A 14,965-nucleotide genomic window follows, 5' to 3' on the forward strand; every position below is an offset into this window, starting at 1 on the left:
GAGCCAGAATTTATCTCCTGTCCGAGGGGGAGGAAGGCTACCACTTTTTTAGATCATGCGCATATGACCTGGGTAAGATTTTGCAACTGGGTCACTGCCTCAGGATTGGCTTTCCGGTCTGTGATGAGACCTGTCACGCTCTGCCAGTCACAGATTTTGTAGAGGCTGCGCTTAGAGAACTTGGTGTGGTCGGCGAGGATGTAGCTCTTCTCTGATTGCTTGAGAATCTCGCTGTCGACGAAAGCGTCAGAGAATGAGGGCGTTGAAGGGCCAGAGATGTTGGAGAAGCCGTCCGTGCCCATGAAGCAGAGATCAGCTTGGATGAGTCGGATTTGCGAGACCGTCCAGCCTCCGCAAAGCGAGAAACTCTGCGGGCGTAGCTCCCCGCCAAACAGGAAGACCTGGTTGTGGGACGAGATGAGGGCAGAGGCTACGGGGAGCGAGTCGGTGAAGACCTTGAGCCCGGACCTTAGGGCAATCAGCCTAGCGAGTTCGAGCGTGGTACTTCCGGTACAGACGATCACCGATGAGGACTCAGGTATAAGTTCTATGGCCTTCTGGGCGATGAGAGCCTTGTCCTCAACGTTTTCCTGTTCGCGCAGTCCAAACGAGAGCTCGATGGCGTTCTGTTTGAGGATCGCCCCCCCATGTCCCCTGATGACAAGGCCCTGACTCTCAAGATGAGCCAAGTCCTTGCGTATAGTCTCGGAGGTCACGCCCAACTGTTCTGCCAAGGCGCTCACCTGCACCGAGCCGGTGAGCGCGAGCTGTTCCATGATCTTCTGGCGGCGTTCCTCCATCAGCATGGTATGCATCACTCCTATTCTTCCTGCACTGTCTACAAACGAAGTTTATTCCCACAAAGCCAACTCTTCAAAGGATATAAATCTGTGTGTTTCATTAAAAACACAAGCATTATAGGAGTCATCTGCACAATGTATGAACCGATATGTGAGCGCTAGGCCCTCCCCAGCAGCGGCACCTGGAGCCCCGAGCATCTGAGCATCACCATCGCGAAGAGGTTGTCGAGGCTGCGAAAGCTATAGGCCATCCTCACAGTCAGCTTGATCTTGTTGTTGATGGCCTCCACGCGTGCGTTGGACAGGCCGCTCTCCAAGGTGGCGACTATGGCATCCAGATGCCTTCTGATCTTCTTTTAGAGCTCGATGAACTTAGGGGATCCTCGAGCGCCAGGCCCTGCCCCTACACTTCCCGATGCCCTCCCTGATCTCGTTAGCGGGCAGCTTCAGGGCAAGTCTCAACCCTTCCTTCAGCAGATATGCCCTGTGGAGCTGCAGCTGCAAGATCGTGGTGAGCTGAAGCGCCGCCTTCTGCCTTTCGGTCAGGCTCTCTGGGTTCTTGAAGGAGGGGATAGCTTGGGCCCTTCACGGATGCAGCGGCCTTCCTTTCGGGGGCTGGCCTTCTCCCCCTTCCTGAGGCGGGCGCGCCTCCCCTTCGGTGCTGCCTTTCTCCATGACTGCTTTCGCAGCTCGTCGAGCAGCTCTGCTGCCCACTGGACGATGTGGAAGGTGTCTGTACAGCGCATGCGCCATCTATTCGGCTATCGCATCGTCCACCCAACGCGCTCCGTCCGCGCTCACAAGGTCGATGGACTCTCTTCCCTTAACGCTGATCTGCTCGAAGAAGGCGTCGAAGACCTTGCGGCTATGCCCGTCATGTAGCTGTGGCCCTTCTTGTAGCTTGTCTCGTCCACACCTATCCGCCTGAGGCCTGCCGTCTTTGGCGGCTGCGCCAGATTGAGCCTTGCCAGCACGCGCGAGCATATCGCGCCCACCAACCTCCACAAGATGCGCAGAAGCCTTTGACAGGCAGGCTTGCTCATCGACAGCACAAGCCAGCAGCAGCTGTCCTTAAAGGCACGGGTTGCCAGCTACCATGGTCTGCCCAGGGCAGCTTCCGCACCGCGGTATCGCATTTTGGGCACCTCACCTTGAATGCATCCGCCTGGATATACACCTTCGTCCCGACGACATCGGGACATCTCCAGAGCCTGGTTCCCCTGCCTGCATCGTAGCAGGGGGGCCTTCTGCTCGCACTTGCCGCATCTGCAGGAGTGGGGCCTGTAGGGCCTTATCGCCTGTGCGCCCTCGTCGAAGGACACATCCTTTACGACGATATTCTCGATGCCGATCATGATCTTGGCTAAGCTTGAAATGCGCACGGTGCGCTCCTTTTGCCGGGTCTTTACTTCACACCTAAAACCTACAGGAGAACGTGCCGTGCCACCTGCGCATTCGCATATTCTTCATTCACACATCGTGTCGAAGAGCCGCATTATATTGCCGCTTGCCCCATAAAGCCAACCGATTGCCGATGTCGTCTGGGTTGCCGCCCTTGCCTCCCCATCAAGGACTATCAGAAGAATAGTTTGGAATATCACCAGGTAGATTAGCTAATTTTCGCAACAATATCGAGTTTAGATCGGCAGTAGACTACGATATACTTTGAAAAACCAAATAAATCTCTAAAAATACCAATAAAAACAAAGTTTATAATTCTGTTCAGTTGGTAAAGCATCAGGAGAAAGGAGACCAGCTATATGAAGTTAAGACCCAAAAGATAGATTCCCAGCACAAAAGTTTTTGCAAGTAAGAGTTGCACTTTGAGAGCTGAATATCGAATGCTTCCAAAGGCCGGTCCTAGCGATCGGGGTCGTAGGGAGCCTGTCTGCGCATGACGGCGAAGATGATATGGCAGAGCTTCCTCGCCACGGCCGTCACGGCCACTCTATGGGGGCTTCCCCTCGCGGCGCTTCTTGTCGTAGAAGGCTTTCCTTCGTCGACTTCGGCGGGGCCTACCCGGCACCTAGAACCGCAACCTCCTAAAAGAGATCCGAGGTAACGAGATGTGAAGTTCCTCATCCAGCTAATTCGCAGCCTGCTCTAGATGGGGCAGGATGCCACTTCCCCTTTGCGAGGTCTTGTAGCCTCAGTTTCCATGTCGGCAATACTGCCCGCCAGATGCTGCATTGCATTTGAAAGCATTCGATACTCAGCTCTCAAATGCAACAACTAAAAGATAGGAGCCTTCGTGACAACCAAGATCGCACTTGCCTGCGATGACGTCGGTTTTGAGAGAAAGGAAGAAATCCAGCAGTATCTGATCTCTCGGAAGGATGCGGAGATTGTCTACGACCCGGTCAAGACGCCAGAGGACGGTAAGAACACTTTCGCTCGTCTGGCTGACGAGATGTGCGAGCTGATCCAGAGGGACGTATGCCGCCTGGGCGTCTATATCTGCGGCACGGGAATCGGGTTTACCTGCCAAGCCAACAAGCATTGGGGCATCCGCGCCGTCATGGTGTCCAATCCTTACACAGCACAGCGTGCTCGCCTCTCCAACAACGCCCAGATAATAGGGATGGGCGCTCGCGTGCTTGGCTTGCCATACATGGAGCAGGTGCTCGACGCTTGGTACGACGAACCCTTCGACTTTGCTACGGCGCGGGAGGACTCCAAGTTCAACCTGCTGGAGGCGAAAGCAAGTGACTACCGCAACCTGGCAAAGCCTGACTACGTGGCATGGAACATGGGCTTTGAGCCCGACGAAGCATAGGGAGGTACAAGAATGGAACTCGTCACGCAGTTCATCAACGACCTGGGAAATTTCATCTTCATCCCCTTGATTTTCCTAACCATCATGAAGATCCTGAGAAGACCTTGGAAGGAAGCCATCCAGTGTGCCATGAAGGTTGGCATAGGCTTCATCGCCCTTACAATGACGATCAACCTCATGCTCGAGAAGGTGGCACCGGCCATTACGGGAATGACTGAGAAGCTCGGGTCCTCGCTTGACGCCATCGACGTCGGCGGCGCCGCGACGGCGGTCATGGGATTCGGATCGCCCCTTGGAGCCATCATCATCCCGCTCTGTGTGGCTGTCAACATCGTAATGCTCGTGCTCAAGCTCACTGACTGCATTAACGTGGACGTGTTCAACCTGCACCAGAATGCCTCGATGGGTGCCATCGTCTATGCTTTCTCGGGCAACTTCCTCTATGGCGTTCTCACTGCCGCCCTCTTCCATGTCTGGGCACTCATTGCCGCCGACTTGGGTGCCGAGCAGAACGAGAGGTTCTTCAGCCTGCCCAAGGGTGTATCAATCTCTCATCCCGTGGCAAACACCTACCTCATCTTCGCCTATCCGTTCAACTGGCTCTTCGACCACATTCCTGGCCTACGCAATATTAACCTCACGGCCGAGACCGTTCAGAAGCGTTTCGGCATCCTGGGAGACCCTACCGTCATCGGCTTCATCATCGGCATCCTGCTTGCCGTTCTGGGCTATGACTGGGGCGACCCCTACCACTCGGTAATCGACGCGCTCCAGTTGGGCATGTATTTAGCTGCTGTTATGCTCCTCATGCCCAAGATGACCTCCATCATGATGGAAGGTCTGGTTCCCCTCTCGAACGCGATACGCAAGAACCTTGTGAAGCGCTTCCCCGACCGTGATATCACGGTGGGCATGGATACCGCCCTCATTGTGGGCAACCCCTCAGTCATCGCCCCCGCTCTCCTGCTCATCCCCTGCATGGTTCTGCTTGCCGTCATCCTCCCCGGGAACCGTGTCATGCCTCTGGGCGACCTCTCCCAGTTCGTATTCTTCATCGCTTGCATGGTGCCAGTCTTCGGCGGCAATATCTTCCGCACTTGGCTCACCTCGCTCATCTGCTTCGGCGGCGGCCTCTACATCGCCTCCTGGGCCACTGACGCGACCAACACCATGTTCCAGCAGTTTGGCGCAGGCGCGGAACCTGGCGTGGTATACTCCTCTCTCAACCCCTCAGCCAACCCCTTCACGGGGCTGTTCATGTGGTGCAGCCAAGTAGGCATCTTGGCCTATATCCTGATTGCTGCCATCCTTGTGGGCGTAGCCATTCTGCTCAAGCATCGTGAACATGCAAAGCTTGCTGCCTCCTAGGGTAATACCGGGGAGCGCGTCGCCATCCAACCGGGCCGGCGGAGGCATCTTCCGATCCGCTAGCCTTCGACTACTTCATATCTGTCCGAGCATTCGTTAGCGTTTTGACGTATTGAGCCAAGATAGTTGGTACAGGTAAAGGGGTTGCCTTGTGAGGCTGCCCGATAAGGGAAAGGATTATTCTCATGAAGAATATTATCGTTGTCTGCGGCAACGGTATCGCCTCCTCATCTATTATGATGGCCGCTCTCCAGGACCTCCTGGACGAAAACGGCCTCGAGGCTAACCTCGAGAAGGCGTCGCTTATGGACTGCACTCCCGAGCGCTTTAACAGCAAGGATCTCATCGTATCCTCAACAGCCATCGATAATCCCGAAATCACTACTCCCGTCATTGTAGGCGTATCCCTGCTCACGGGCATCGGCGAAGAGGAGACGCTCGAGCAAATCAAGAGCTACCTCTAGGTCTGCCGAGCATTGAAGGCAGCATGGCACAGATTCTGGCTTCGAGAGGGCCATGCGACTTCCATTGCGTTGGTGTCGCCAGCCCGCTAGGGGATTGGACGGGCTTTTCTTGGGATTTTACGGAAGGGCGATTGAAATGGACTATCTGAGAACGGTGCTGGATGAGCTCAATCTGACAGGGATGAAGATGTCACAGCGAACCCTCGAGTCTCTTGCGGATGCAATATTGGATGCAGGGCGGGTGTTCGTATCTGGCGCCGGCAGATCTGGGCTTATGGTAAGGGCCTTTGCAAACCGTCTCATGCACTTGGGCCTCTCCGTTGGTATCGTGGGGGATGTGAGCTGCCCGCACAGTACGCCAGGCGACCTCCTGGTGATCGGCTCAGGGTCAGGCTCCGCCGAATCCCTGCGCGCCCTAGCGCAGAAGGCGAAGGATGCCAGGATGAAGGTCGCTCTCGTCACCGCGACCCCAAGGTCTCCGATTGCTCAGATGGCTGACATCGTGGTGACCATTCCTGCCGCTTCGAAAGATAGGAGCGAGGTGGTGTCTGCCCAGCCCATGGCAAGTCTTTTCGAGCAGATGTGCCTCATCACCTACGACGCGCTCGTGCTTGCTCTCATGGATAGGACGGGCGAGACGAGCGCCTCCATGTTTGCCCGACATGCCGATCTCGAGTAGGGCAGGCGCTCAATCAACAGCGAGTATGTATCGCTGGACTTCGCAGACTGCATCTGTTTTGCCTCGACAAACGTTTGAGAGGAAATGACCATGGCATCCCTGAAATTTGACGAGAGCCTCGTGAAGATTTTCGAGCAGCCTCCGAATCGCGAGAAGGTGGAGCGTGACCTTGCTGCCAAGCTGGTGGAGCAGGGCTACGCGAAGCTTTCATTTACTGAAGCCATTCTCCAGCGCGAACTTACCTATCCCACAGGTCTCGAGTTCGGGTCTTTTGCTGCAGCGATTCCGCATTGCGCTCCCGAGAATGTCAACACGCCTGCGCTCTGCGTCGGAGTACTCAAAAGTCCCATTACCTGGGGGCGCATGGATGACAAGAATCAGACTTGCCAAGTAAGCTTTGTCACCATGCTTGCAATAATCGACCCCAAGGATCACCTCTCCATGCTTCAAAAGGTGGTTGGGCTCATACGTGACGCCGACCTCGCGCAGCGAATCTTTTGTATGCAGGAGACCCGGCAGAGGTCTATGGTTTAGTGCATGACAAGCTTGCGTAGCATGCCTGTAGACTTCTGATATATAGCTCTTCCTGTCAAGAGGTTTAGCGACCCCAGCCCCGAATTTATCGGAGTTGGGGTCATCTACTATAAGGTCTACCAAGACGCCAATATCATCGTGGCGTGTCTGATTCGACGCACGGCTGTGAGTCTGATGTCCATGTGTTGGTAGCTAATCCGTAATTCCCGTACGTATTTCTGGCTTTTCCGCGTTTTTAGTGGGCAGCACAGGCCAGGGATGTCTGAGCTGAGAGGTCGAGCTTTCCCAGCCTGAGCAAGATCATCGTCTCAAAGTAGGACGTGTTCTTAAAGCCCCTTGCTGCCCGCTTGATGGGTTGGACAAGGAAGTTGAGACCCTCAAGGATCGCGTTGGTGGAGTTTTTTGTCCCACCAGTTTAAGATCCCCTCGCGCTCTTTTCTGAGGATCTTGGCCAGCGTCTTCATCTGCTCCACGTTGGAGTGCATGGTCCAAGAGATGTGCTTGTCTGGAGCTGCGGTATCAGATGCACGCTTTGGGGACGTACAGCCGTGCATGGCCTTTTGTCATCTTGGTGCTAGCATATAAATAGGACGTCTTAAATATGACCTTTTCATACAGCATAATATATAAGAGATGGAGGAAAGAGTCATGGCAAAGGGTAAAAGGTATTCTCAACAGTTCAAAAATGATGCTGTCCAGTACAAAAAGGATCATCCAGAGATGACGCTCATCGATACAGCTAATCACATCTGGGTGTTAAGCAAATCAGCCCTCAAACACTGGAGTGCATCCGCAAAGCAAAATGATGGAGACGTCATTTCCTGTGGATCCGGTAATTATTCAAGTGATGAGGCAAAAGAGATTGCCCGGCTACGCCGGCAGCTGCGGGATGCGAAGGATGCCCTTGAAATCCTAAAAAAGCAATCAGTATCCTGGGAAAATGACCGTTACTGTTTATTCTGAGACTCAAAGATATACCGATGAGATCAGACAGAACAATCCGAAACGCCATGTTTCGGTCAGCGGGATACTGTTTTATCTCGGCGTTTCCAAATCTGGTTACTATGCCTGGAGGAGCCATACTCCCTCCAGGACAGAAGATACACAGAAATAAAATGAAAGGCAAAATTCAGGAAATTTATCAGCAGTCACATCAGATTTATGGCGCTCCGAAAATAGCGGCAGTTCTTTATAAGAATGGGGATTAGATTAGCGAACGGACTACAGGAAAATATATGCGGAAGATGGGGATTTGTGCCCTGTGGGTGCGTCATTGGACGCATACAACAACAGATTCAGACTTTGATCTGAGACTGCAGAATATCCTGGATGAGCAGTTTAGCCCGGATATGGCGAATGCTGTATGGGTATCGGATATCACATATATTTGGACTGAAAAGGGCTTTGTTTACCTCACCAGCGTCATGGATCTGTTCTCCCGTAAGATTTTGGCATGGGTGTTGAGCCGCACACTGGAGGCAAAAAATGTCGTAGAAACAGTACAGAAGGCTGTCGGAGAACGTAATGGAGTGAAACCAAAGGTATTCCATAATGATCGTGGATGCCAGTATGTATCAGATGAATTCCTTGAGGTAACCCGGGAAATGACAAACAGTTATTCAAAGAAAGGCTATCCATGGGATAACGCATGCATCGAGTCTTTTCATTCGCTCATCAAAAGAGAATGGCTGAACAGATTCAAAATCGAGAATTATGACCAGGCATATCGCTATGTATTCGAATATATCAATACGTTTTAATAACACGGTTCGGATTCACAGCCATTGTAAATATCAATCTCCAGATGAATATGAAGCAGCATATTCGAAGCGATTGTCTGAGCTCAAGCAGGGACTGGCAGGAGAGAGTGAAAAAAGCTATGTTTAACCTGTCCGAAAACTTGACATAGGACCAACCTGAGCCCTATCCTCGGCTGCTTCGACAGCGCGATCGTGAGCAGGACGTCGTCGAGGACAGCGAACGTAGCTGCCACTGCTGCTGGCCAGAAGTGGATATCGATCTGTAAAGAGGCCGGCATCGAAAGGTCGATGTCGCGCAAAGGGTTGCTCTTCCGACAACCAGCGCATCAGAAGGCTTTCTTCGGAGCTTCTGGAGACGGAGGTGTTCAGGAAGCACAAGTGGGGTGGCGTGACCCTTAAGGAGCTGGAGGAGCGCATCAACCGTTACATCGTCTGGTATAACACGACAATGCGCAAGCGCTCGCTTAAAGGAGTGAGCCCGATGGAGTTCAGGCAGAGCCTCGGCCTCGCGCTGGCAGCTTAGGTTTGTAGGTGGAATGGTACAGAAAACCGTTACCACCCTCATCTGGCGCATTCCTTTGCCTTGATTGGCAGCTTCTAGATTGCCATCTCGCTGTTAGACCATGATTGACCTAAGAAGGGCCCAAAAGTGTCCGGGCCTTTGCCTACAATGCATGTCGTCAAACAAAAACATCGAGGATCAAAGGACCCGGATGGATCCAATGATACTGCAGCAGATCAAAAAGATGGGGATCGCCGAGAAACGCGAGCTCTTAGAGAGGCTGAAGGCGCTCATAGCCAAGAAGATGGCAGGCTCTGCCCTTGCGGGAACACCCAAGAGGTGCCCGAGGTGCAAATCGCTTAGCTTCTATTGCAAGGGCCACGACGCGTGTGGCCTTAAGAGATGGAAGTGTTGCTCGTGAGGCAAGACCTTCTTTGTAAAGGCGGGATCTATCCTGGCTATGTCAAAGCCCACAGCCACCACATGGGCCGCATATGCAAAGGGCACGCTTACAGGCATGTCCCTTAAGGGAGCTTGCGAAGAGCTGCCATGTGAGCCTTAAGGACATTGTGGTTCCATGCGCATGAGGCTCTTCGAGCTGCTGCAGGCAGCGCTTGGCACCTTCAGGTATGGACCCACCGTCTCCTGCCAGGCAGACGGCCTCTATCTCGACGAGTCGCTTGCGAACAACAGGGACAAGGTCGGCCATCCAGATGCTGAGAAAGGCGCACACGCACGGCCATGTAGTGCATTGCTGTGGCATATCGAACAAGAAGGTCTGCGTGGGGTGCTGCGCGAACGACCTAGGGAAACAATGATTAATTCCCAATGATGTGCCAGAAAGGACCAGCCACGTGGCCTTTCGCGGCCGGCATAGGTATTAATCATCGTTTCCCTAGGAGACGAATATGCCATCCTCTGCGGCAGGGGCAGGCCCGAGGACGGGAAGCTCACAGATGCCCTTTCAAGTATCGTGGGCAGCTTATGGGTCGCCACCGGCGACCATGCAGGCTATGTGCGCGTGGCTCTCCTCGCTTGGGGTCTTCAAGCACACAGCGAGCTCGACCTCGTCAATGCGATGCAGCGAAGGCTGTGCGAGTTCCTGCTTTTCTTCCATGGGGTCTTCTACGAAGTGGCTGGGGCACTTGTCTTGCCTGCTTTCTGTGGATAGAGCAGGTAAGGCATTCTGAGCGGGAGAAGAAGGATATACTCTCAGGACAGCTTGCAGGAGGCAGGTATGTCCATACCAGGCGTGCGCTCATAGACATAGAGCAACCCTTCTGGAGCTATTGGAAGGACAGGGGCGTCAGGCCAATTATGGTCTAACAGCGAGATCGCCATTAACAACACTCCAAGCTCGAGGTGATCCGATGTGTCAAGCGATACATCACACGCGAGCTCTATTACGACATCATCGCACAGAATTGCATGCTGAAAACGACTTGACAATTAGAAAGGCATCACAGTTGAACCAAAGAAAACAGGCGAGAGCGTGCATATGGTCACATTCGACAGGGGCAAGGAGTTCTCGGATGCAGAAGGCCTCCAGGAGGCACTGGGGGCGACCGTGTACTTCTGCCATCCCTACCATTCCTGGGAGAGAGACCAATGAGAACACCAACAGGCTTCTCAGAGACTGATTTCCGAAGGGCAAAAGTCTCGACGATGTCGCCGACAGAAAGGTGCAAAAGGTATACGATTCACTCAACCGAGGACCCTGCAAGCGCCTGGGCTGGAAGTGTCTCTGGGAGGTCTACTATTACCAGTCGTTGCACTTGCTTTGAGGATTCGCCCTATATATTTACCCTGCCTTTTGTGCGTTAGTGTTGGTTAGCGTTGTTTTGATCGTTGTGGTCATGTTCCCAGAGCGCTATCTCTTGAGCGAGGCTTTCGACCTTATCTGTCAGACGGGATACGTCGGAGGAGAGATTGAAAAGCTTTATAAGCATCAGGGCAATAATGACAACGAAGACGAAGTTGCTCGGTGACAAAAACCCCAAGAGCCGGGAAAAGAAGAAGGCGATGCCCGGGAAAACAGCCAGAATAACTAACAGCACTGCGGATATAACCCAAAAAATTGAATCTTTGATACGTATCTTAGACTTCTTGACTTTGTCTATGACGATCGCGAGTGCTAGTACAGAACCGACAATCAGCACAACACGTAAGACTGGTGACATATAGATTCCTTACCTAAACCATTGGAAAAGGATGAGGGAGATACAGGTTCGGGCCATATAGGAGATGGAACTCCAGAACCTCAGATAGCTGGTGCCACCTTGACGCTCACGCATTTCCGCCGGTATCTCAATAACTTTTGCGCCTTTGCGCATCAGGAGAGAAATGGTATCTGGTTCAGGGGAGACATCGAATGCATGCGTGAAGAGATCAATCATTTTACGGTTATACATACGCATGCCAGAGGTAGGGTCTTGAATCGTTTGCCCAGTTGCACCCTTTATCAATGCGGTGAGCAGTTTTGCACCTGCCCCTCGAGCCCCCACCGCTCCACTGCCGGCGGCACCACGGGAGGCAATCACAATGTCTGCATCCTGCTGCTCCATCGCACGGGCCATATCTGGTATGTACCCGGGTCTGTGTTGTCCATCTGCATCAAACTGAACTGTTGCGTCATACCCGTGTCGAGCGGCGTACTTCATACCTGTCACAAAGCCTGATGTGAGTCCCGTGTTGATGGGAAGGTTTACATGATTGAAGTTATTTTCATCGAGTATCTCGCTGGTTTTATCCCTGGATCCATCGTTGATTACCACATAGTCAACCTCTGGGCAAACGCGCCTAAGCTCTAAAACGGTAGCTTTAATGCATTCCTCTTCATTGAAAGCAGGAATGATCGCAAGGATTCTCACGAGCTAACCTCCGTTTAGACAGTCAAACTTCTTGGTTGAACGCATGCTTCGATCTGAATGATGTTAGTAAACCTCTATAGACGCGCTCAGGTTTACTAAAAAAGTGCTCTTTTCAGTATAAACAGGTTAGGACTGATAACAAACCCTTACAAAAGAGATTCACTGTAACTATGGCTATTCAGTCACTTACATAATCGTTCCGCGCCAGCGTCGTCGATTTATATTCTAAAAAATTGCACTTGATATGAGAAATTACAAGTGTGTCCGTAGCAGATTGAAGAGACCGCCTCTCCAAGAGGACCACTGTAGAGGTGTTAAAACCTCATGTGCAGGATCAGAAAGGTCCAAGCACATGAGGCTTTGATACTATCGATACGTTCTTCTTTATTGCTTATTGCTCTGCTTGTTGCTCTCGTTGAAGTCCTCCGGAGAGAGCCCCTCAACAAATTTATGGAACTCACTCAACTCATGTTGCTTCTCTTCCTCCTCGACGTCCTCGAAATCAGGGAATGATGCAGTATTCAAGACATCGGTTGTGGTGTAGATTGGAGTGCCGGTACGGACCGCCAAGGCAACCGCATCAGAGGGACGGCAATCGACGAATGCCATGCTGCCATCCGACTTGATGAGTCTCAGCTGCGCGAAGAAGGTGGTTCCCTCCACGGCGTTGATCACCACCGCATCGAGCGTGGCACCGAGTGCTTTGATTGTCATCGCCAGCAGGTCGTGCGTCATCGGACGTCCGCCTTGGGTGCTGCTGCTATTGACGCCGGTGCCGATTGACATAGCTTCGACAGGGCCGATCTGGATGGGAAGGCGTCCTCTGTTGTGATTTTTCGTATGGATGTTGTCAGATGCATGTGTCTTTAGAATCATCAGTGAGGAGACGGGACCTCCACCAACGACGATCGTCTGTATGTCTAATCGAATGAGTGCCATGACTATCAAACCTTACCTTGCTTCTCTATTATGGCAATCATACCCATGTATGTACCATATCAAAGAGCTGTAAACGATATTTTTACTGAGCGGCTACATCACCATGGAAGTAGTCATGTACTGCAGAGTTCAGAGGCTCTATTCTGCACTCTGTATCCATAGTATTCCCAGAGCATGGGACTCAAAATCAGAAAACTCCTCAATTAGTTGTTGACGTGAGATAGATTTGAGCATAATATGTTTCTCTACGTTGGGCCTGTAGCTCAGTTGGTTAGAGCGTCCGGCTGATAACCGGGAGGTCACAAGTTCAAACCTTGTCAGGCCCACCACTTCTTTTTGAGAATAATCACCCCAGCGCTTGCCGAGTCGCCGCTGGAGTGATTATTATCAGGGGGATGTAGCTCAGCTGGGAGAGCGCGGGCTTTGCAAGCCTGAGGTCGCGGGTTCGATCCCCACCATCTCCACCACGAATTTTCAGGTTGGAATGTTACTATTCCAACCTTTATTTTATAAAACGTTATTTGCACACGGTGCTTTCCGATGCTTGATTTAAGCCAAATTGATCCCGATATCTAAGCGATTTGGGATCTTCAAAAACCATTTTGATGATTTTTTCGACTTTTTTAAGCTGTTCTGCAGGCGGATTGATTACAAATGCATACAGGTCAAGGTAGCCTTGTAAATCATCCCTATTAAATCCGCTGTGAGCATTCAGGAACATCTTTAGCAACGCATGAATACGGTTCACTGGATCCAACGGGTTTTCGCTGTCTGCAAGTCCCTTAAGGTCCTTTGACGCATAGGCTTTGCTTGTTAATGACAGCTTTTCTACCAGTTTCTTATGCGTGGTTTGCTTGTCATGTATCAGCAATGAGCCGGGCCTTATATGATCCTTAAAGCACTCATAACTGCTCCGTTGAGAAGGCTTTCCGTACCCTTCTAAGAGGCAGACCGTATGTTTTTTGTCAGTTGCAACACCAATACAAATCTGATTACGTGATAGGCCACGAACAAAGTTGCCGTCCTCTTTCTTTTCCCTGTCTCTCATCAGAACAGCATAATAAGTTTCGTCCAACCATACTGTATCATCAAGGAGAATATCGTTTTGAGAGCCTTGAAGCGTAAGAAACAGCTTTTCAAGCCAGTATTTCGATGTAGAAAGTGCGTTACGATTATTCCATGAATCGGCATTCAGGCTGACGTATTGAAAGATATTAAGACAATATTCCATCCATTCACTGATTGGAATCTTTCGAGAATCAAAGATGGTACCAGTGGTAGGGCGAAATGTTTGCCCACAAGAAGAGCACCGATACCGTCTTATGCCATTCGGGTCGAGACCCTTCCTTATGAAGCTTTCCGAACCACAATAGGGGCATTTAGATGGCTCATAAGAGTTGATCAAAGCTGCCTCGCCGGATTCGCTTATTTTGGGATGTCGTTGATCGTAACGTGCTTTATAATGCATCTTCAAAAACTCCTGCGTTGGGGTGAGATCATCTCCACCATCCCATGGAGTTTGCTTATGTGATTTTCCGTGTCTGGACAAGCTTGCCACCTCCTTGAAGTGGCTTTATGGTAGTAGTTTCAGGCACCGTGTGCAAGTAACGTTTTTTTATTTTATTTCAAGCCCAATTTGCATAGCTGTGCTGCCCGCATACCCTGCTAGCTGGTCTTCTTCGCATAGAAGTCCCTGTATCTGAGCACTTTTCGGCAGCGCATGGCGCGGTCCAGCACCCATGCCACCTTCTCGTCCATGTTATCGCCGATGTTGCGGGAGACCCACCAGAGGTCGAGCCATCCTCTGAATGTCTGCGACCCTGAAGCCGCTGTGGGACCTCAGGAGACTCTTTAGCAGGTTGCATTCCTGGTTGACCATGTCCTAAGGGTTGTCCCTGTCAGGGAGCGTGCAGCACTTCTTCGCGTCGTATGCCTTACTCTCGAGATTCAGGCGCTTTGCGAGGACGGCGTGCGACTTCTCCTTGTCGAGCATGTGCTCGGATCTCCGCTCAATATGGCCTCCGAAGGCATCCCATGTCCTCTTCCGGCTCGTCTTGCCGAGCCCTTCGTCCAGGCAAAGCGATGTCTCGTGGACGTCCACGGCGACGCCGATGCAGACCTTGTTCCTTGAGAGGCCCCACATCGTACTGCCATCAGCATTGCGCAGATGCTCTTCTGGGTCGAGCGGCCACTACGTCTCGTCGAGCCATATCCTCTCGAAGAGAGAGTGGCGCCCTCCTGGCAAAGTGCGATCACGCCGAAGAGCTTCGCCG

Annotated in this window: 23 protein-coding genes, 2 tRNA genes and 1 pseudogene; 13 read left to right on the top strand and 13 right to left on the bottom strand. The window is 52.0% G+C overall.

From position 1 onward, the window contains the following. Positions 1-53: 53 nt before the first annotated feature. From J4859_RS15545 to J4859_RS18065, 6 genes and pseudogenes are all read right to left on the bottom strand, one after another. On the bottom strand, positions 54-815 hold the full coding sequence (locus J4859_RS15545; RefSeq protein WP_249113689.1) for a DeoR/GlpR family DNA-binding transcription regulator: 762 nt from the start codon (positions 813-815) through the stop codon (positions 54-56). Between the two features lie 143 nt (positions 816-958). After that, positions 959-1,150 carry a transposase gene (locus J4859_RS15550; protein WP_305852695.1) on the bottom strand — a complete coding sequence of 64 codons (192 nt, stop codon included), beginning with the start codon at positions 1,148-1,150 and terminating at the stop codon, positions 959-961. Positions 1,151-1,172: 22 nt separating this feature from the next. Beyond that, on the bottom strand, positions 1,173-1,373 hold the full coding sequence (locus J4859_RS17250) for a transposase (RefSeq protein ID WP_212335429.1): 201 nt from the start codon (positions 1,371-1,373) through the stop codon (positions 1,173-1,175). Further along, positions 1,343-1,546 carry a transposase gene (locus J4859_RS18060; RefSeq protein WP_212331382.1) on the bottom strand — a complete coding sequence of 68 codons (204 nt, stop codon included), beginning with the start codon at positions 1,544-1,546 and terminating at the stop codon, positions 1,343-1,345. Before J4859_RS18060 ends, J4859_RS17250 begins: the two co-directional genes overlap by 31 nt. A 7-nt stretch (positions 1,547-1,553) precedes the next feature. Next, on the bottom strand, positions 1,554-1,784 hold the full coding sequence (locus tag J4859_RS15565) for a hypothetical protein (protein ID WP_212331385.1): 231 nt from the start codon (positions 1,782-1,784) through the stop codon (positions 1,554-1,556). Positions 1,785-1,839: 55 nt separating this feature from the next. After that, a pseudogene (locus tag J4859_RS18065) lies at positions 1,840-2,034 on the bottom strand (hypothetical protein); the annotation flags it as partial. 1,017 nt (positions 2,035-3,051) lie between these two features. Here J4859_RS18065 and J4859_RS15570 point away from each other — a divergent pair. From J4859_RS15570 to J4859_RS15590, 5 genes are all read left to right on the top strand, one after another. After that, entirely contained in the window at positions 3,052-3,576 is a 525-nt protein-coding gene (locus J4859_RS15570; RefSeq protein ID WP_212331387.1) for an RpiB/LacA/LacB family sugar-phosphate isomerase, read from the top strand. Positions 3,577-3,588: 12 nt separating this feature from the next. Continuing rightward, the gene (locus J4859_RS15575; protein WP_212331389.1) at positions 3,589-4,944 is read left to right on the top strand and encodes a PTS galactitol transporter subunit IIC; all 1,356 of its coding nucleotides are present in this window, start codon (positions 3,589-3,591) and stop codon (positions 4,942-4,944) included. Positions 4,945-5,129: 185 nt separating this feature from the next. Then, positions 5,130-5,408, top strand: a complete 279-nt coding sequence (locus tag J4859_RS15580) for a PTS sugar transporter subunit IIB (RefSeq protein ID WP_212331391.1) — start codon at positions 5,130-5,132, stop codon at positions 5,406-5,408. A 136-nt stretch (positions 5,409-5,544) separates the two neighbouring features. Next, positions 5,545-6,087 (top strand): 6-phospho-3-hexuloisomerase, encoded by a 543-nt coding sequence (gene hxlB, locus J4859_RS15585; protein WP_212331393.1) that lies wholly within the window; start codon positions 5,545-5,547, stop codon positions 6,085-6,087. 90 nt (positions 6,088-6,177) lie between these two features. Beyond that, positions 6,178-6,621 carry a PTS sugar transporter subunit IIA gene (locus J4859_RS15590; RefSeq protein WP_212331396.1) on the top strand — a complete coding sequence of 148 codons (444 nt, stop codon included), beginning with the start codon at positions 6,178-6,180 and terminating at the stop codon, positions 6,619-6,621. 235 nt (positions 6,622-6,856) lie between these two features. Here J4859_RS15590 and J4859_RS18070 read toward each other — a convergent pair whose 3' ends face one another. Together J4859_RS18070 and J4859_RS17255 are read right to left on the bottom strand one after the other, a co-directional pair. Next, positions 6,857-7,006: a hypothetical protein gene (locus tag J4859_RS18070; RefSeq protein WP_212335431.1), complete on the bottom strand. Its 150-nt coding sequence runs from the start codon at positions 7,004-7,006 to the stop codon at positions 6,857-6,859. Continuing rightward, positions 6,999-7,175 carry a transposase gene (locus J4859_RS17255; RefSeq protein ID WP_212331398.1) on the bottom strand — a complete coding sequence of 59 codons (177 nt, stop codon included), beginning with the start codon at positions 7,173-7,175 and terminating at the stop codon, positions 6,999-7,001. Before J4859_RS17255 ends, J4859_RS18070 begins: the two co-directional genes overlap by 8 nt. 94 nt (positions 7,176-7,269) lie before the next feature. On the opposite strand from J4859_RS17255, the gene J4859_RS15605 reads away from it, so the two are divergent. From J4859_RS15605 to J4859_RS15630, 6 genes are all read left to right on the top strand, one after another. Further along, positions 7,270-7,584, top strand: coding sequence for a hypothetical protein (locus J4859_RS15605; protein ID WP_212331399.1), 315 nt, complete (start codon positions 7,270-7,272; stop codon positions 7,582-7,584). Between the two features lie 245 nt (positions 7,585-7,829). Further along, positions 7,830-8,381 (top strand): IS3 family transposase, encoded by a 552-nt coding sequence (locus J4859_RS15610; protein ID WP_256436894.1) that lies wholly within the window; start codon positions 7,830-7,832, stop codon positions 8,379-8,381. A 349-nt stretch (positions 8,382-8,730) separates the two neighbouring features. After that, positions 8,731-8,904 carry an IS3 family transposase gene (locus tag J4859_RS15615; RefSeq protein ID WP_256436895.1) on the top strand — a complete coding sequence of 58 codons (174 nt, stop codon included), beginning with the start codon at positions 8,731-8,733 and terminating at the stop codon, positions 8,902-8,904. Between the two features lie 190 nt (positions 8,905-9,094). Then, positions 9,095-9,304: a hypothetical protein gene (locus J4859_RS15620; protein ID WP_212331405.1), complete on the top strand. Its 210-nt coding sequence runs from the start codon at positions 9,095-9,097 to the stop codon at positions 9,302-9,304. 162 nt (positions 9,305-9,466) lie between these two features. Beyond that, on the top strand, positions 9,467-9,715 hold the full coding sequence (locus J4859_RS15625) for a hypothetical protein (RefSeq protein ID WP_212331407.1): 249 nt from the start codon (positions 9,467-9,469) through the stop codon (positions 9,713-9,715). Between the two features lie 141 nt (positions 9,716-9,856). Then, positions 9,857-10,054: a hypothetical protein gene (locus tag J4859_RS15630; RefSeq protein WP_212331410.1), complete on the top strand. Its 198-nt coding sequence runs from the start codon at positions 9,857-9,859 to the stop codon at positions 10,052-10,054. A 649-nt stretch (positions 10,055-10,703) separates the two neighbouring features. Here the strand turns inward: J4859_RS15630 and J4859_RS15635 are convergent. The 3 genes from J4859_RS15635 to J4859_RS15645 all read right to left on the bottom strand — a co-directional run bounded on the left by J4859_RS15635 (position 10,704) and on the right by J4859_RS15645 (position 12,692). Then, positions 10,704-11,063: a DUF2304 domain-containing protein gene (locus J4859_RS15635; RefSeq protein WP_212331413.1), complete on the bottom strand. Its 360-nt coding sequence runs from the start codon at positions 11,061-11,063 to the stop codon at positions 10,704-10,706. A gap of 9 nt (positions 11,064-11,072) precedes the next feature. Continuing rightward, on the bottom strand, positions 11,073-11,753 hold the full coding sequence (locus tag J4859_RS15640) for a glycosyltransferase family 2 protein (protein WP_212331415.1): 681 nt from the start codon (positions 11,751-11,753) through the stop codon (positions 11,073-11,075). Between the two features lie 384 nt (positions 11,754-12,137). After that, a complete protein-coding gene (locus tag J4859_RS15645) occupies positions 12,138-12,692 on the bottom strand; it encodes a bifunctional nuclease family protein (protein WP_212331417.1) in 555 nt (184 codons plus the stop codon). 252 nt (positions 12,693-12,944) lie between these two features. On the opposite strand from J4859_RS15645, the gene J4859_RS15650 reads away from it, so the two are divergent. Next, positions 12,945-13,021: transfer RNA gene (locus J4859_RS15650), tRNA-Ile, on the top strand. Between the two features lie 62 nt (positions 13,022-13,083). Further along, positions 13,084-13,159: transfer RNA gene (locus J4859_RS15655), tRNA-Ala, on the top strand. A 50-nt stretch (positions 13,160-13,209) separates the two neighbouring features. Here the strand turns inward: J4859_RS15655 and J4859_RS15660 are convergent. After that, the gene (locus J4859_RS15660; protein WP_212331419.1) at positions 13,210-14,241 is read right to left on the bottom strand and encodes a hypothetical protein; all 1,032 of its coding nucleotides are present in this window, start codon (positions 14,239-14,241) and stop codon (positions 13,210-13,212) included. A 333-nt stretch (positions 14,242-14,574) separates the two neighbouring features. Beyond that, positions 14,575-14,835, bottom strand: coding sequence for a hypothetical protein (locus J4859_RS15665; protein ID WP_212331421.1), 261 nt, complete (start codon positions 14,833-14,835; stop codon positions 14,575-14,577). Positions 14,836-14,965: the final 130 nt, after the last annotated feature.

It is taken from the genome of Atopobium sp. oral taxon 416, assembly GCF_018128285.1.
Classification (GTDB): Bacteria; Actinomycetota; Coriobacteriia; order Coriobacteriales; family Atopobiaceae; genus Olsenella_L.

Bases quoted from the DNA above. Each gene is read 5' to 3' on its own strand.
- J4859_RS15575 (WP_212331389.1), top strand. From the start codon at position 3,589: ATGGAACTCGTCACGCAGTTCATCAACGACCTGGGAAATTTCATCTTC.
- J4859_RS15645 (WP_212331417.1), bottom strand. From the start codon at position 12,692: ATGGCACTCATTCGATTAGACATACAGACGATCGTCGTTGGTGGAGGT.
- J4859_RS15605 (WP_212331399.1), top strand. From the start codon at position 7,270: ATGGCAAAGGGTAAAAGGTATTCTCAACAGTTCAAAAATGATGCTGTC.
- J4859_RS15545 (WP_249113689.1), bottom strand. From the start codon at position 815: ATGCATACCATGCTGATGGAGGAACGCCGCCAGAAGATCATGGAACAG.
- hxlB (WP_212331393.1), top strand. From the start codon at position 5,545: ATGGACTATCTGAGAACGGTGCTGGATGAGCTCAATCTGACAGGGATG.
- J4859_RS15620 (WP_212331405.1), top strand. From the start codon at position 9,095: ATGGATCCAATGATACTGCAGCAGATCAAAAAGATGGGGATCGCCGAG.
- J4859_RS15565 (WP_212331385.1), bottom strand. From the start codon at position 1,784: ATGCTCGCGCGTGCTGGCAAGGCTCAATCTGGCGCAGCCGCCAAAGAC.
- J4859_RS15580 (WP_212331391.1), top strand. From the start codon at position 5,130: ATGAAGAATATTATCGTTGTCTGCGGCAACGGTATCGCCTCCTCATCT.
- J4859_RS15635 (WP_212331413.1), bottom strand. From the start codon at position 11,063: ATGTCACCAGTCTTACGTGTTGTGCTGATTGTCGGTTCTGTACTAGCA.
- J4859_RS17255 (WP_212331398.1), bottom strand. From the start codon at position 7,175: ATGCACGGCTGTACGTCCCCAAAGCGTGCATCTGATACCGCAGCTCCA.
- J4859_RS15590 (WP_212331396.1), top strand. From the start codon at position 6,178: ATGGCATCCCTGAAATTTGACGAGAGCCTCGTGAAGATTTTCGAGCAG.
- J4859_RS15665 (WP_212331421.1), bottom strand. From the start codon at position 14,835: ATGTGGGGCCTCTCAAGGAACAAGGTCTGCATCGGCGTCGCCGTGGAC.
- J4859_RS15625 (WP_212331407.1), top strand. From the start codon at position 9,467: ATGAGGCTCTTCGAGCTGCTGCAGGCAGCGCTTGGCACCTTCAGGTAT.
- J4859_RS18060 (WP_212331382.1), bottom strand. From the start codon at position 1,546: ATGCGCTGTACAGACACCTTCCACATCGTCCAGTGGGCAGCAGAGCTG.